The 15,206-nt window shown below is 65.3% G+C and carries 3 protein-coding genes; all 3 read left to right on the top strand.

Translation table 11 applies throughout. From position 1 onward, the window contains the following. Positions 1-558 precede the first annotated feature (558 nt). The 3 genes from AC0GUR_RS04535 to AC0GUR_RS04525 are packed head-to-tail and all read left to right on the top strand — an operon-like array spanning position 559 to position 15,173. Positions 559-1,476 (top strand): cupin-like domain-containing protein, encoded by a 918-nt coding sequence (locus tag AC0GUR_RS04535; protein WP_472876273.1) that lies wholly within the window; start codon positions 559-561, stop codon positions 1,474-1,476. Between the two features lie 51 nt (positions 1,477-1,527). Continuing rightward, entirely contained in the window at positions 1,528-8,763 is a 7,236-nt protein-coding gene (locus AC0GUR_RS04530) for a hybrid non-ribosomal peptide synthetase/type I polyketide synthase (RefSeq protein ID WP_472876272.1), read from the top strand. After that, positions 8,760-15,173 carry an amino acid adenylation domain-containing protein gene (locus AC0GUR_RS04525; RefSeq protein WP_472876271.1) on the top strand — a complete coding sequence of 2,138 codons (6,414 nt, stop codon included), beginning with the start codon at positions 8,760-8,762 and terminating at the stop codon, positions 15,171-15,173. The genes AC0GUR_RS04530 and AC0GUR_RS04525 overlap by 4 nt, the downstream gene beginning before the upstream one ends. Positions 15,174-15,206 lie beyond the last annotated feature (33 nt).

The following is a 15,206-nucleotide window of genomic DNA, read 5'->3' as shown; positions in this document are numbered from 1 at the left end:
TTTGGGCCAGCAAAAGAAAAGTGACTCGAGCGTCGGCAGACGATCGAAACGCCCGCCGCGTAGGCGGCACGCTGGCGAGATCGCTAGATTCAAGGCCGAGAGCAAAGTCACTGGACCCCGGCCTGCGCCGGGGTGACGGCGAGAGGGACACGCGTTATCGCGAGCACCCACCCCTCACCCCAACCCTCTCCTCGCTCCTCAAAGCTGTGGCCATCCATGGCCACTCCCCGCGTGCCCCAAAGGGGAGAGGGAGCTAAAAGCTCACGCTTCGCCAAACCACTTGCGAAATTTCCTTCGGTCGAACACACCAACACCTCAAAACAAACGGACCAGGATCGCCACCTACCAACACCACCCACCCAGCCATAGGCACTAAGCCATAGAGGCAGGAATAGCCTCGATGGTCTAGGGAAAAAAACACCTGATCAGCCGACAATCCCCCTGCAATCCAGCCAGTTGCGACCCGCGTTCACTCGCCCGACAACGCTGATCGACAACGGCACACAGGGGTTCTCATTCGACAGGTAGTACCGCACCACGCGGGGGAGGGTGTAAGCCATGCACGCCAGCACGGCCGCTCTGATCGAGATGGATTGGGAAAAATTCGACCCATGGCGCATCCAGTCCGTGCGCCACAAGATGGCCGATCACCCGCTGCTGCAACCGGATCAGCTCGTCGCCCTCGGCAAACGCTTCCAGGGCAGCAGCCACCTCTTCACCTTCAACAACACCGCCGGCGCAGATGCCAACTTCGATGACGTGGCGCGCCTGTATCCCAACCGGCGCTCCGTCACCGACACCGTGCAAGGCATCAACGACGCCAAGGCGTGGATGTTGCTGCGTCACGTGCAGGCCGACCCAACCTATCGCGCCCTGATCGATCGCGCGCTCGATCCCATCATGCCGCACATCGAGCGCAAAGACCCCGGCATGTACTACCGCGCCGGATGGATCTTCATTGCTTCGCCCAACACCATCACGCCGTTTCACATCGATCGCAACCACGGCATCCTGCTGCAGATCCACGGCACCAAGAAAGTGTACGTGTGGGATGCCGAAGACATCGAAGTGTGCAGCGAGCTGGCACGCGACTGCTTCCACTCGCGCCATGAGCTGGACAAGGTCAAGTGGAGCGAAGCGTTCCGCGAGCGTGCCCACGTCTACGAAGTGGGCCCCGGCATGGGCGTGTACATGCCCATCACCAGCCCGCACATGGTGGAAACCGGCGACGAGCCGTCGATCACCATCAGCCTCACCTACAGCACCAACGCCACGCGAAAGAACGCGATGGAACACGTCATGCACGACCTGATGCGACGCAAGGGCATCCAGCCACCCAACATCGGCCAACACCCGTTGCTCGACCGGCTCAGCTATGCCAGCGCGGCAGCGATGATCGCCATGCGCGGTGCCGGCAGCCGTCCGCCAGCGTGTCCTTCGCTGGCCCACCGTACAGCCTACGCCGTAGCGGACTAAGCGCCCTGCGGCGAGCCTGCTCTTGTGATCGAAGCGGATGTCGTGAATGCAATGAACGCGCACAGCTCACCTACCGAAGACGTCGACTCGACTGCCATCACCCTGTTCGACGTTTTGCCGCGCCCTACCGGTGCCACCGATAACGAGTGGCACCAGGCAGTGTTCGTCATTGACAGCGTCGGCGCCCTGCCCTGTGCGCCAACACAGCTGATGCGTGCGGCCATGGCGTTGGTCGAGTCAAAGCTGACAGGTGCCGTCCACATCAACGCATGGGCGCTCGTGGCTGGGCAACAGCGCATGGCGCAGGTAGAGGTGCCACGCCAGCCAGCGCGTCGCGAATGGCTCGATCGCGTAAGTCATGCGCTTGATGAAACGTCGAGTGCGTCAAGCCAGCACGCCTGGTGTGTCGTCGATAGCGGCGAACTCCCATCTGTCGATGCCCCTGCGCACAGCATCTGGCAGTTGGACATCGAGGCATCGTGTGTACGGGTGAACTTCCGCTCCCCCTTTGATGAGGCGACCATCGCCATCCTTGGCGACTGCGTGAAACGTGCACTGGCTGCGTTGACGGCTGAGGGCGACGGCTCGATCGCGGACATCGACCTGGTCGACGCCGCGCAACGCCAGCAGATGCTGCACACCTGGAACGACACCAACGTGCCTCGCCAGGTCGGCGATACGGTGCATGCATTATTCGCCACCGTGGCGCGCCGTTACCCCGAGCGCATCGCCGTCGCCGCTGGCGACACTTCATTGCGCTACGACCAACTCAATGACCTCGCGGATCGCGTCGCCACGGGCCTCGCCAACGCGGGCGTCAAGCCGGGCGATGTCGTGGGCTTGCTGCTGGAACGTTCGGCGGACGCCATCATTGCCATCCTCGGCATCCTCAAGGCCGGCGCGGCTTATCTTCCGCTCGATGCAGCCCACCCCGAAGAACGGCTGGCCTTTGCACTGAACGACGCACAGGCCGCGTTGGTCATCGCACCGTTCGGCACCACGCCGCCAGCGGGCACCCGCATGGCCTTCCTGCCGCTCGATCAGCTGGAAGCGCCGGTGCCGAAGGCATCCTTGCCAGCACTGGAAGGCGATGCCCTCGCCTATGTGATGTACACGTCCGGCTCGACCGGCACGCCCAAGGGCACGCAGATCATGCACCGCTCGATCATCCGGTTGGTGCGCGATGTCGACTACGTAACGCTCAACAACGCGCCCCGCGTGCTGCATGCGGCGCCGCTTGGCTTTGATGCTTCCACCCTGGAGATCTGGGGTGCGCTGCTCAATGGTGGCACCTGCATCATCCACGGCGAACGTATCCCCACCGGCTGCGGCCTCGCCCGCACCATCCAGCGGCATGACGCACGCATTGCCTGGCTAACCGCTGCACTGTTCAACGCCATCGTCGATGACGACGCCTGCCGCCTGGAAGGATTGCGCCAGCTGCTGATCGGTGGCGAAGCACTGTCCGTCGCACACGTCCGCAAGGCCTACGCCGCCTTGCCGGACGTCGCCATCATCAATGGCTACGGCCCCACGGAATGCACCACGTTCTCGGCCACCTACGCGATTCCGCGCGCACTGGACGAGCACGCACACTCCGTACCGATCGGGCACCCCATTCCCAACACCACCCTGCACGTGCTCAACGCCCAGGGCGAACACGTGCCGGTAGGTGTCGCCGGCGAGCTCTATATCGGTGGCGCTGGCCTCGCACGCGGCTACCTCGGACAGCCGGTGCTCACCGCCGAACGCTTTGTACCCGATCCCTTCAGCGCGCCCGGCGAGCGCCTCTATCGCACTGGCGATCTGGTGCGCTGGCTACCCGATGGCGCGGTGGAGTTCATTGGCCGTACCGATCATCAGGTGAAGATTCGCGGCTTCCGCATCGAACTCGGCGAGATCGAAGCCGCGCTGCAACGCATCCCCGGCGTACGCGCTGGTGCCGTGCTGGCACGCGAGGATCACCCCGGCCAGAAGCGCCTTGTCGCTTACTACGTTGCGGAAAACGGCAACACCACGGCACGTCAGCTGCGCGAACATCTGGCGCACGCCCTGCCGGAATTCATGGTGCCGGCCATCTATCTGCGTCTGGATAGCCTGCCCGTCACAGCCAACGGCAAGCTGGACCGTCGCGCATTGCCCGCGCCGGATGGCCGCCGTCCCGAACTGGCCGACCCTTACGTACCCGCAGCCGGTGCGGTGGAACAGAAGCTGTGTGCGCTGTTCGCCGATGCGCTAGGCCTCGATCAGGTGGGGCGTTGCGACAATTTCTTCGAGCTGGGCGGCCACTCGCTGCTCGCCGTGCGCACGCTCGCGCGCATCCACGCCGAGCTCTCGCCAACACCCACCATTCCGGCGTTCTTCGGTCATCCGACGCCTGCCGCTCTGGCCGCATTGATTGCGGGACACGACACTCGCTCTGCACTCGCCTCGCGCATCGGTCGCGGCCGCGAAGGTGATCCCGGTGAAGCCATCGCCATCATCGGCATGGCCGGCCGCTTCCCCGGCGCCAGCGACGTGGAAACGTTCTGGGGCCATCTGTGCGAAGGCCGGGAATCGATCAGCTACTTCCAACCGCATGAACTCGACCCCGCGGTACCCGCCACGGATCGCGACGACCCCGCCTACGTCGCGGCCCGTGGCGTGATCGACGGCGTCGAGGATTTCGACGCGCCGTTCTTCGGCATGTCGCCGCGCGAGGCGGAGCTCACCGATCCGCAGCAACGCGTATTCCTTGAGCTTTGCTGGGAGTGCCTGGAGCGCGCCGGCTACCAGCCCGACGCACACAAGGCACCCGTGGGCGTGTTCGGCGGCATGCATAACGCCACCTACTTCCAGCGTCAGTTGAGCAGCCGCCCCGACTTGATCGACAAGCTCGGCGCATTCCAGGTGATGCTGGCCAACGAGAAGGACTATCTCGCCACTCGCGTCGCCCACAAGCTCAACCTCACCGGGCCGGCCATCAGCATGAACACGGCCTGCTCGACCTCGCTGGTCGCCATCTGCCAGGCCGTTGCCGCGTTGCGCAACGGGCAATGCGACATGGCACTGGCCGGCGGCTCGTCCATCACCTGCCCGCCACGCAGCGGTTATCTCTCGCAGGAAGGCTCCATGCTTTCGCCCGATGGGCACACGCGCACGTTCGACGCGCAGGCCCAGGGCACCGTGTTCAGCGATGGTGCGGCCGTTGTGCTGCTGAAGCGGCTTTCGGATGCGCAGCGCGATGGGGACGCCATCGTCGCGCTCGTGCGCGGCATCGCCGTCAACAACGATGGTGGCATCAAGGCCAGCTTCACCGCGCCGAGCAGCGCAGGTCAGGCCGCGGTGATCCGCATGGCGTTGGACGATGCAGGTGTCGACGCGCGCTCCATCTCCTATGTCGAAGCGCACGGCACCGCCACGCCCTTGGGCGACCCCATCGAAATCGAAGGGCTCACCACCGCTTTCCGCGAGAACACCGACGAGCGCGGCTTCTGCGCCATCGGCTCGGTGAAGAGCAATGTTGGCCATCTGGTGATGGCGGCCGGCGCCACCAGCGTGATCAAGACCGCGCTGTCCCTGCGCGAGCGCCTGCTGCCACCCAGCATCAATTTCAGCGCGACCAATCCGAAGATTGATTTCGCCAACTCGCCGTTCGTGGTCAACGACACCTTGCGAGAATGGCCTGCCGATGCCGGTCCGCGACTCGCGGGCGTCAGCTCGTTCGGTGTCGGTGGCACCAATGCCCATGTGATTCTGCAAGAACCGCCGCTCAGCGAACCTTCCGAGCCCGCTCAGGGAGCGCAATTGCTGCTGCTTTCTGCGCGCTCGGCGGAGGCTGCCCATCAGGCCGCCGTGCGGCTTGCCGGCCATCTCGCAGCCCATCCCGACGAAAACCTCGCCGACGTTGCCTACACCCTCTATCAGGGACGCAAGGGCTTCACCCAACGGCTTCACGTGGTCGCCAGCAGCGCTGACGAGGCAGCGGCGCGCCTGCGCGAACTGAGCGCATCGAATGCACGCGCCACTACCAGCCCCGCACCTGACGTGGTGTTTCTGTTCCCCGGCCAGGGCTCCCAGTACGCCGGCATGGGGCGCGCGTTGTATGCCGCCGAACCGGTATTCCGCGCCGCCATCGACGAGTGCGCGCAACTGCTGACCACCGAGCTTGGCTTCGACCTGCGCGAGCGCCTGTTTGCCGATGACGCCAATGCGTTGCGTGAAACGTCGCTCACCCAGCCCGCCACCTTTGCCATCGAGTACGCGCTGGCGAAGCTCTGGATCTCGGTTGGCGTGCATCCGGCAGCCATGATTGGCCACAGCGTCGGTGAGTTCGTCGCCGCCGTGCTCGCTGGCGTGATGAGCCTTGCCGATGGTGCGCGACTGGTCGCGCGACGTGGGCGCCTGATGCAGGCCATGCCGGCAGGCTCCATGTTGTCGGTGCGCATGGATGCGACCCAGCTCGCCGCTCGCCTGCCGCCATCACTGCAACTTGCCGCCGAGAATTCGCCGCAGGCCAGCGTTGCCAGTGGCACGACGGCGGATATCGAAGCCTTCAAGGCCACCCTGGAAAGCGAAGGCATCGCCTGCCGCCTGCTGCAGACCTCGCACGCCTTCCATTCCGCCATGATGGATCCGGCACTTGAGCCGTTCCGCCATGAAGTGGAATGCGTGGCGTTATCCACGCCGGCCATTCCCATCATTTCAACGCTCACGGGCGCGCCACTGAGTGACCAGGAAGCGTGCTCCATCGATTACTGGACCAGCCACCTGCGCGGCACCGTGCGTTTTTCCACGGCACTGTCCACCCAGCTGGAGCAAACCCAGGCCGTGTTCGTGGAACTCGGGCCGCGCACGGCGCTCACCACACTGGCACGGCAGCATGCGCAGAGTCGCGGGCGCACCATCGTGCCGTCACTCGCCGACGCGCCCGATAGCGAGCATGCCACCTGGTTGGGCGCCGTGGGCAGTTTGTGGTGCGCCGGTGCATCGCTTGGCCTGTGCGTGCTTGATCGCCGCCAGCACCGTCACCGCGTGCGGCTGCCTACCTATCCGTTCGAGCGCAAGCGCCACTGGATCGATGCCGCGCCGCAGAGCACCGCCACTGCGCCGGCAGCGACACCAGCGCTCGCGCCTTCCGCTCAAATCATTCCTCTGTTCAACCCACCATCTGCACCTCTTGCGGAGAGTCCCATGGATGCCGTTCTCCCCGACGCGAAGACTGGTTCTGCGCGTGTCAGCCGCCTGATGACCCAGCTCACCGAGCTATTCGAAGATGTGGCCGGCACCGAGCTGCAAGGCGTCGATCCCACCGCCGGTTTTGTCGAACTCGGCCTGGACTCGCTGGCTTTGACCCAGGTTGCCCTGCAGTTGCAGAAGACCTTCGCGCTCAAGATCACCTTCCGCGAGCTGATGGAGTCGTTCTCCACGTTCGAGCGTCTCGCCACGCACATCGATCAATTGCTGCCACCCGATACCGCTGCACCGGCCGCTGCCAGTGCTGCTCCCACACCGACGGTCGCCGCCATGACCACGCCCATTGCTCAACCTTCCGCCACCGGCAACGTGATGCAGGACGTGATCCAGCAGCAGATGCTGATCATGCAGCAACAATTGGCCTTGCTGGCCGGCGCGTCTCTTGCCGCCGCACCCGCCGTCGCGCCTGCGGTCGCACCCGTAGCAGCGCCGGTCGTGGCCGCCGCCAGTCCGACCAACAAGCCAGCGGCTTCACAGGACGAGGAAGCCTCACTCGCCCACACCACCTACGACGTCAAGAAAGCCTTCGGCGCCATCGCACGCATCCATTCCACGCAGACGGAACTCACCGAACGCCAGCGCGCCCGGCTCGACGCCTTCATGCGTCGCTATATCGACCGCACCCGCGCCTCCAAGGAATACACGCAGCGCCACCGCGACCATCTCGCTGATCCGCGTGTGGTCAACGGCTTCCGTCCGCTGCTGAAGGAAATGATCTACCAGATCGTGATCAACCGCTCCAAGGGCTCCAAGGTGTGGGACCTGGACGGCAACGAGTATGTCGATGCGCTCAATGGCTTTGGCATGAACCTGTTCGGCTGGCAGCCGGATTTCGTGCTCGACGCCGTACGCCGCCAGCTCGACGCCGGCTACGAGATCGGCCCGCAGCATCCACTCGCGGGCGAAGTGGCCGAGCAGGTGTGCGAGCTCACTGGTTTCGATCGTGCCGCGCTGTGCAACACCGGTTCCGAAGCCGTGATGGGCACCATCCGCATTGCACGCACCGTTACCGGTCGCGACACCTTAGTGATCTTCACCGGTTCGTACCACGGCATCTTCGACGAAGTAATCGTGCGCGGCACCAAGAAGCTGCGCTCCGTGCCGGCGGCACCGGGCATTCTGCGCAACACCTCCGAGAACGTGCTGGTGCTCGACTACGGCACGCCCGAGTCGTTGCAGATCATCCGAGAGCGCGCCTCCAGCATCGCCGCCGTACTGGTGGAACCGGTGCAAAGCCGTCGCCCGGACTTCCAGCCGCGCGACTTCCTCAAGGAACTGCGCGCCATCACGGCAGATGCCGGCGCACTGCTGATCTTCGACGAAGTCGTCACCGGCTTCCGTTCGCATCCACGCGGTGCACAAGCGGTGCTCGGCATCGACGCGGACCTCGCCTCCTACGGCAAGGTGGTCGGTGGCGGTTTCCCGATCGGCGTCATCGCCGGCAAGCGTCGCTATATGGATGCACTGGATGGCGGCAGCTGGCAGTACGGCGACGCATCGATCCCCACCGTCGGCGTCACTTACTTTGCCGGCACCTTCGTACGCCACCCGCTGGCCCTGGCCGCCGCGCACGCCGTGCTCGATCACCTCAAGACCAACGGTGCCGCCCTGCAGGAGCGCCTCAACGCGCGCACCGCGTTGCTGATGGACGAACTCAATGCGTTCTGCGCCAGCGTGGGCGCACCGATCCAGCTAGTGCATTTCTCGTCGGTGTGGAAGACCAGCTTTACCGAAGACCACCCGCTGCAGGATCTGCTGTTCGCCATGATGCGCAGCCGCGGCATCCACGTGCTGGACAACTTCCCCTGCTTCTTCACCACTTCGCACAGCGAGCAGGACTTCGTCGCCATCGCCAAGGCCTTCAAGGAATCGGTGCTGGAGATGCAAGAAGCCGAATTTCTGCCGCGTAACAAGAATGTGGAAACGCTCGCGTTCGACGCAAACCGCCCACCGGTGATCGGTGCGCGGCTCGGCAAGGATCAGGACGGCAGCCCCGCCTGGTTCGTTCCGAACCCGGACGTGCCCGGCAAATACATGAGGGTCAACGCATGAGCCCGAACGACTTGCCGCTGTCCGCCGCATCAGTGGCCGTGGACTACGATCCGTTTGCGGGCTCTGCGCTTTCGCGCGTGGTGCCACCCACAGCACCGCAGCGCGAAGTGTGGCTGGCCTCGACGCTCGAGCCGGCAGCGTCGCTGGCCTATAACGAATCGATCTCGCTGCGTCTGCATGGCGAATTGAACGTCTCGGCGTTGCAGGCTGCATTGCAGCAGCTGATGGATCGCCACGAAGCCCTGCGCGCCACCTTCAGTAACGATGGTGATGAGCTGTATATCGCCGCGCAGCAGGATCTTCCCTGCCCTGTGCGCGACCTATCCTGGCTGGGCGCGGACGAGCGCGACGCCGATATCGAGCTGACCCTTCAGCACGCCGTGACCACACCCTTCGATCTGGAGAAAGGGCCGCTGGTCCGCGCCGAGCTGTTGCAACTGGACCCCCAGGATCACCTGCTGGTGTTCACGGCACATCACATCGTGTGCGACGGCTGGTCGTTCGGCGTGATCGTTCACGACTTGGCGACGCTGTATGCGCAGCAACTGGGCGCGAGCCCTGGGCCTGAAGCGGCGCACGCTTTCGCCGACTACGCACTGGCCGAAACGTCGCACGCGCAAAGCGAGGACGGTCGGGCCGCCGAAGCGTACTGGCTCAAGCGCTTCGCTGATGCCACGCCCTCGCTCGACCTTCCCACCGATCATCCGCGCCCGCGCCATCGCAGCTTCGCCTCGCGCCGCGAGGACCTGACACTCGATGCCGCACTGATCACCGACATCAAGCGCATGGGCGCGCAACGTGGCGCCAGCCTGTATGCCACGCTGCTGAGCGCATTCGGCCTGCTGTTGCAGCGCCTGAGTGGCCAGGATGACGTGGTGATCGGCATCCCTTCCGCCGGTCAGGCCGCGGGCGGTCACGATGCGCTGGTGGGCCATTGCGTCAACGTACTGCCGCTGCGCGTCGCCATCGATCCCGCCGCGCCGTTTGCCGACAGCCTGGTGCAGGTGCGCGGTGATCTGCTCGACGCCTTCGACCACCAGCAATACACGCTGGGCAGCCTGCTGGCACGTCTGGCGCTGCCGCGCGACCCGGGCCGGCTGCCGCTGGTCAGCGTGCTGTTCAATCTGGATCAGGCGCTGGACGAGCGCACGGTGAGCTTCCCGGGGCTCTCGTTCGAATTCGCTGGGAACCCGCGCGCCTTCGAGAACTTTGAGCTGTTCGTCAACGCCGTCCAGGTCAACGGCGGCGTGCGTCTGGAATGCCAGTACAACACCGATCTGTTCGATGCCGCCACCATCCGTGCCTGGCTGGATGCTTATGCCACCTTGCTGCGTCATGCTGCGACCGCACCGGAAACCGCCGGTGCGGCGCTGCCACTGGTATCCGATGCCGCGCGCGTAGCCTTGCAAGCCCTGCAGCCCGAGCGCTCGCCGTATCCTTCGCAGCGACTGGCCCACGAGTATTTCGAAATACAAGCGGACCGCGCACCGTCGCGTATCGCCATCGCCACCGGCAACCATCCACAGACCTACGCGCAGCTCGAAGCGCGTGCCAATCGTATGGCCCATGTGCTGCGTGCACGCGGCATTGGTCACGGCAGCCTGGTAGGCCTTTCGTTGTCACGCAACGCAGACATGGTCGCCGCGTTGCTCGCCGTCCTGAAGTCGGGCGCCGGCTACGTGCCGCTCGACCCGAGTTTTCCGGCGGAGCGACTGTCGTTCATGGCGGAAGATGCCGCTCTCGCTGCACTGATCGTCGACGACACCGCCTCAGCCGCCTTCGCGTTTCCCGAATCACAAGTGTTATCGCTCACGCGCGATGCCGCTGCCATCGACGCAGCCAGCCCGGAACGCTTGCCGCGCGATGACCAAGCCGCCACGCCAGAGTCGGTGGCCTATCTCATCTACACCTCCGGCTCTACCGGCAAACCGAAAGGCGTGCGCGTCCCGCATCGCGCCACGTCCAATTTCATCAGCAGCATGCAGCAGGCGCCGGGCATCGGCGAAGACGACCGCCTGGTCGCCGTCACCACGCTGTCGTTCGATATCGCCTTCCTGGAGCTGATGCTGCCGCTCAGCGTGGGCGCCGCCATCGTGCTGGCCAGCTATGACGACGTGCGCGACGGCGCGGCCTTGCGCAAACTGGTGGAGGAAAGCGGCGCTACCTTCATGCAGGCGACGCCCGCCGGTTGGCGCATCCTGCTTGAATCGGGCTGGCCGGGTCGCGCCGGATTCAAAGCGCTCGCCGGTGGCGAACCGTTGCCATTGGATCTCGCCGAGCTGCTGCTGGAACGCTGCGCCGAGCTGTGGAATGTCTACGGCCCCACCGAGACCACCGTGTGGTCCACGCTGTGGCGTGTGCATGCACCGCGCGCCGGCATCTTCATCGGCCAGCCGATCGCCAATACCACGGTCTACATCCTTGATGAACACGCCGCGCCCTGCCCGCTAGGCATGCCGGGTGAGATGTTTATCGGCGGCGATGGCGTCACTCTGGGCTATCTCAATCGCCCCGAACTCAACGCCGAACGATTTCTTCCCGATCCGTTCGTCAGTACGGCCGGCGCGCGCATGTACCGCACCGGCGACCGTGGCCGCTGGCTAGCCAACGGCCAGCTCGAACATCGCGGGCGTCTGGATTTCCAGGTGAAGATTCGCGGCTACCGCATTGAACTCGGCGAAATCGAAACCGCGCTTGCTGACCTGCCTGAGGTGGCACGTGCCGTCGTGGTGGCCCGCGAAGACCGCCCCGGCGACGTGCGGCTCGTCGCCTATGTAGTACCCACCGAAGGCGCCGCCATCGAGGAAACCGACCTGTGTCCGCGGCTGCGTCAGCGCCTGCCCGACTACATGGTGCCGCAGCACATGATGGCCTTGCCCGCCATTCCGCTGCTGCCCAACGGCAAGATCGACCGCAAATCGCTGCCCGCGCCACCGGTGCAGACGGTAGCGGCCAGCCGCGAACGCCAGGCACCGCAAACCGATACCGAGCAGCGCGTCGCCGCCGCCATGGAAGCCGTGCTCGCCCTGCCTGGCCTCGACGTGCGCGACAACTTCTTCGCCCTTGGTGGTCACTCGCTGCTGGCGGCGCAACTCACCGCACGCCTCAACCGCGAGTTCGAAATCACCCTGTCGTTCCGCACCCTGTTCGACGCGCCCACCATCGCCAGCCTCGCTGCCACCATCGACCAGCTCAAGGCCAGTGGCACGGCTGTCGCGGCGCCGGCCATCCGTCGTCGCGGCGATCAGCAGCGCGCTCCGCTGTCGCTGATGCAACGCCGCCTGTGGGCACTGGAAGAACTGCAGCCCGGCCGCGTCACCTACAACGCACCCTCGGCCCATCGCCTGAGCGGCGCGCTCCACGAAGCGGCGTTTGATCAGGCCCTGCAGGAAATGATGCGTCGCCAGCCCATCCTGCGCACCGCGTTCCAGCGCAGCGGCGACGATGTGGAACAAGTGGTGCAGGACATCGCACTGACGCTGTTCCCGGCGGAGGACCTTTCCTCACTGCCGGAGAGCGAGCGCGAGACCGTGCTGATGCAGCGCCTGCAACAGCTCACCGACACGCCGTTTGACCTCACGCGCGCCCCGCTGTTCAGCGCTCACATGTTCAAGCTGGCACACGACGAGCATGTGTTCTTCTTCATGCCGCACCACATCATATGGGACGGCTGGTCGTTCGACATCCTGTATGCCGAACTCTCACAGCTCTACAAAGCCTTTGCCGAAGGTCGCGCTTCGCCGCTGCCCGAATTGCCCGTCAGCTACGGCGACTTCGCCGCGTGGCACGCCACCTGGCTGGAGAGCGAACCCTTCAAGGCACAACTGGGCTACTGGCAGAACCGCCTGGCCAAAGCGCAGGAAACCCGTGCGCTGCCCACCGACCATCCGCGCCGCCCGGGCATGTCGGGCGTCGGCCGCACCGAATGGATTCGCGTGCCCAAGGACGCCACCGACGCCATGCACAACGTGGCGCGCCAGGCGGACGCCACGCTCAACATGGCCCTGCTGGCGCTGTACTACGTGCTGCTGAGCGGCATGACCGGCGAACGCCACCTGGTGGTCGGTACGCCCGTGCGTGCGCGCAACCAGACCGAAGTCGAAGCGGTGATGGGCTACTTCAACAACCTGCTGCCGCTGCATATCAGTGTCGATCCGTCACAACGCTTCATCGACTTCGTGCGGCAGGTGAAGGACGCCGCCATCGAAAGCTTCGGCCACCCGGATGTGCCGCTGGAATACCTGCAACGCGAGCTGCGCAGCGGGCATGGCAATGGCGCCGTGCTGTACCAGGCGCTGTTCTCGTTCCAGGACGCACGCCAGCGCATCGTCGACTGGGGTGGACTGCACCACGAGCAGATCCTGTTGTTCCAGAGTGGCGCCACCGAAGACCTGGGCCTGTGGTTCCTGGAGAACACCAAGGGGCTGCTTGGCGGCGTCACCTACAACGCGGACATCCTGCAGGCGGCTACGGCAAGGCTGCAGCGCGATCGTTACCTCACGCTGATGGCGCGGGTCAGTGCCGATCCGCAGCAGACCATCGACGCACTGATCGCCGCCAACGACGATGAGCTGGCCCAGCTGAGGCAATGGAATACATCGAACGACGTCGCCGACGCGGCGATTACCGACGTCATCACGCAGTTCGAAACACAGGCCGATCGTTATCCCCAACGGCCCGCCCTGGCGGTGGGCAACTGGAATACCCCCTACGCGGAGCTGGAAGCACGCAGCAATCGCATCGCTGCCTGCCTGCGTGCGCGTGGCGTGGGCACCGGTACCGCCGTCGGGCTTTGCGCCGCTGCTGGCGTTGGCCGGCTCGCCGCCCTGCTCGGCACGCTGAAGACGGGTGGCACGCTGGTGCTGCTCGACCCCGAGGATCCGCCTGCTCGGCTACGCGACATCATCGACGACGCCGGCGTATCGGTTCTGGTGGGCAATTCGGAGCTGGACGCCGCGCTGAGCTGGCCCAACGGCAAAGCCCTGTGGCTGGATACGGATACCAGCGAAATCATCGCGGCCTCCGCTGAGCGCGCACGCGATCAACATCCCTCACCCGACGATGTTGCTTTTGCAATGTATGTACCGGGCGAACGTGGACAATCGCGCGGCGCTGCCGTAACCCATCGCGCGCTCGCCCAGCTGCTGCAGGGCACGCGCGACGCGCTGGCCATCGCGGAAACCGACCGCGTACTCGGCACGGCCCCGACCACCACCGGCCTGTCCGTGATCGAGCGCCTGCTGCCCTTGTGCAGCGGTGCGAAGTTCGTGCTCGGCAACCACCAGGCCGACGGCGAAGCCCTCGCCGGGCTGATACAGGCCAGCGACGCCAACGTGGTGTTTGCACCGCCTGCGCAATGGCAATCACTGCTCGCCACCGGATGGGAAGGTCAACCGCAGCTCAAGGCCGTATGCACCGTCAGCGCACCGCCGCCGACGCTGGCAACCGAACTCGCCAAGCGCAGCGCCGGCGTGTGGAGCCTGCACGGCGCCGACGACAGCGCCATCATTGCCACTATCGGTCAGATCGAGCGCCCGGACGATGGCGTACACAGCGGGCATGCGCTGCCCGGCACCCACGCCTGGATTCTGGACGCACAGCAGCGCCCCAGCCCCGTCGGCGCCATTGGCGAATTGCACTTGAGTGGTGAGACGCTCAGCGCGCCGTTCGGCAAGCGCGCAACGTCGTTGCGAGCGGTCGACCTGCCCAACACGCCAAGGCTTGTCTCCACCCGCATTCGCGCTCGCCGCCTCGCGGACGGCCAATTGCAGCCACTCGGTCGTTACGATCGTCGCCTGCGCGTACTTGGCCATGACGTCGATCCCACCGCTGCGGAAACGCTGCTGTGCACACAAGCCGGTGTCGCCCAGGCCATCGCCGTGGCGCGCACCAACGCCGACGGCGAAACCCAGGTCGATGCCTACGCCGTCGCTGCGCCCGGTCATGCGCTGGATCGCGAACAACTCCGCACCGTGCTTGGCAACGCGCTCTCCGCCAACGAGGTACCGAGGCATCTGGTGCTGCTCGACCAGCTGCCGCTGCTACCCGATGGCAGTGTGGACACAGCTGCTTTGCCCTTGCCCGGCGCCCACACCGACGACCTGTCGGAGCTCGCCGTGCAACCGAAGACGCGCGGCGAACAGCTGCTTGCCGACATCTGGCGCGATCTGTTGCACATCACGCAGGTGCGCACCAGCGACAACTTCTTCGATATCGGCGGCCACTCTTTGCTCGCCGTGGAGATGGCGGCGCGGGTGCAACGTGACACCGGCGTGCGGCTGAACTTGCTCGACATTGCCAACGGCACGCTGGGCACATTGGCAGCGGAGCTGCCGGAAACACCGCCGGCGCCCGAGGAGAAAGCGGCGCCGTTGGGACAGAGGTTACGAAAGCTATTCGGGAAACGCTGATCAGCATCTAGCGTTGTTCATGCTCAAAACAGG

Source organism: Dyella sp. PARNA 12/25 (assembly GCF_055702865.1).
Note: the sequence above shows the minus strand (reverse complement) of the source record. Positions and strands in the feature narration are given on the sequence as shown.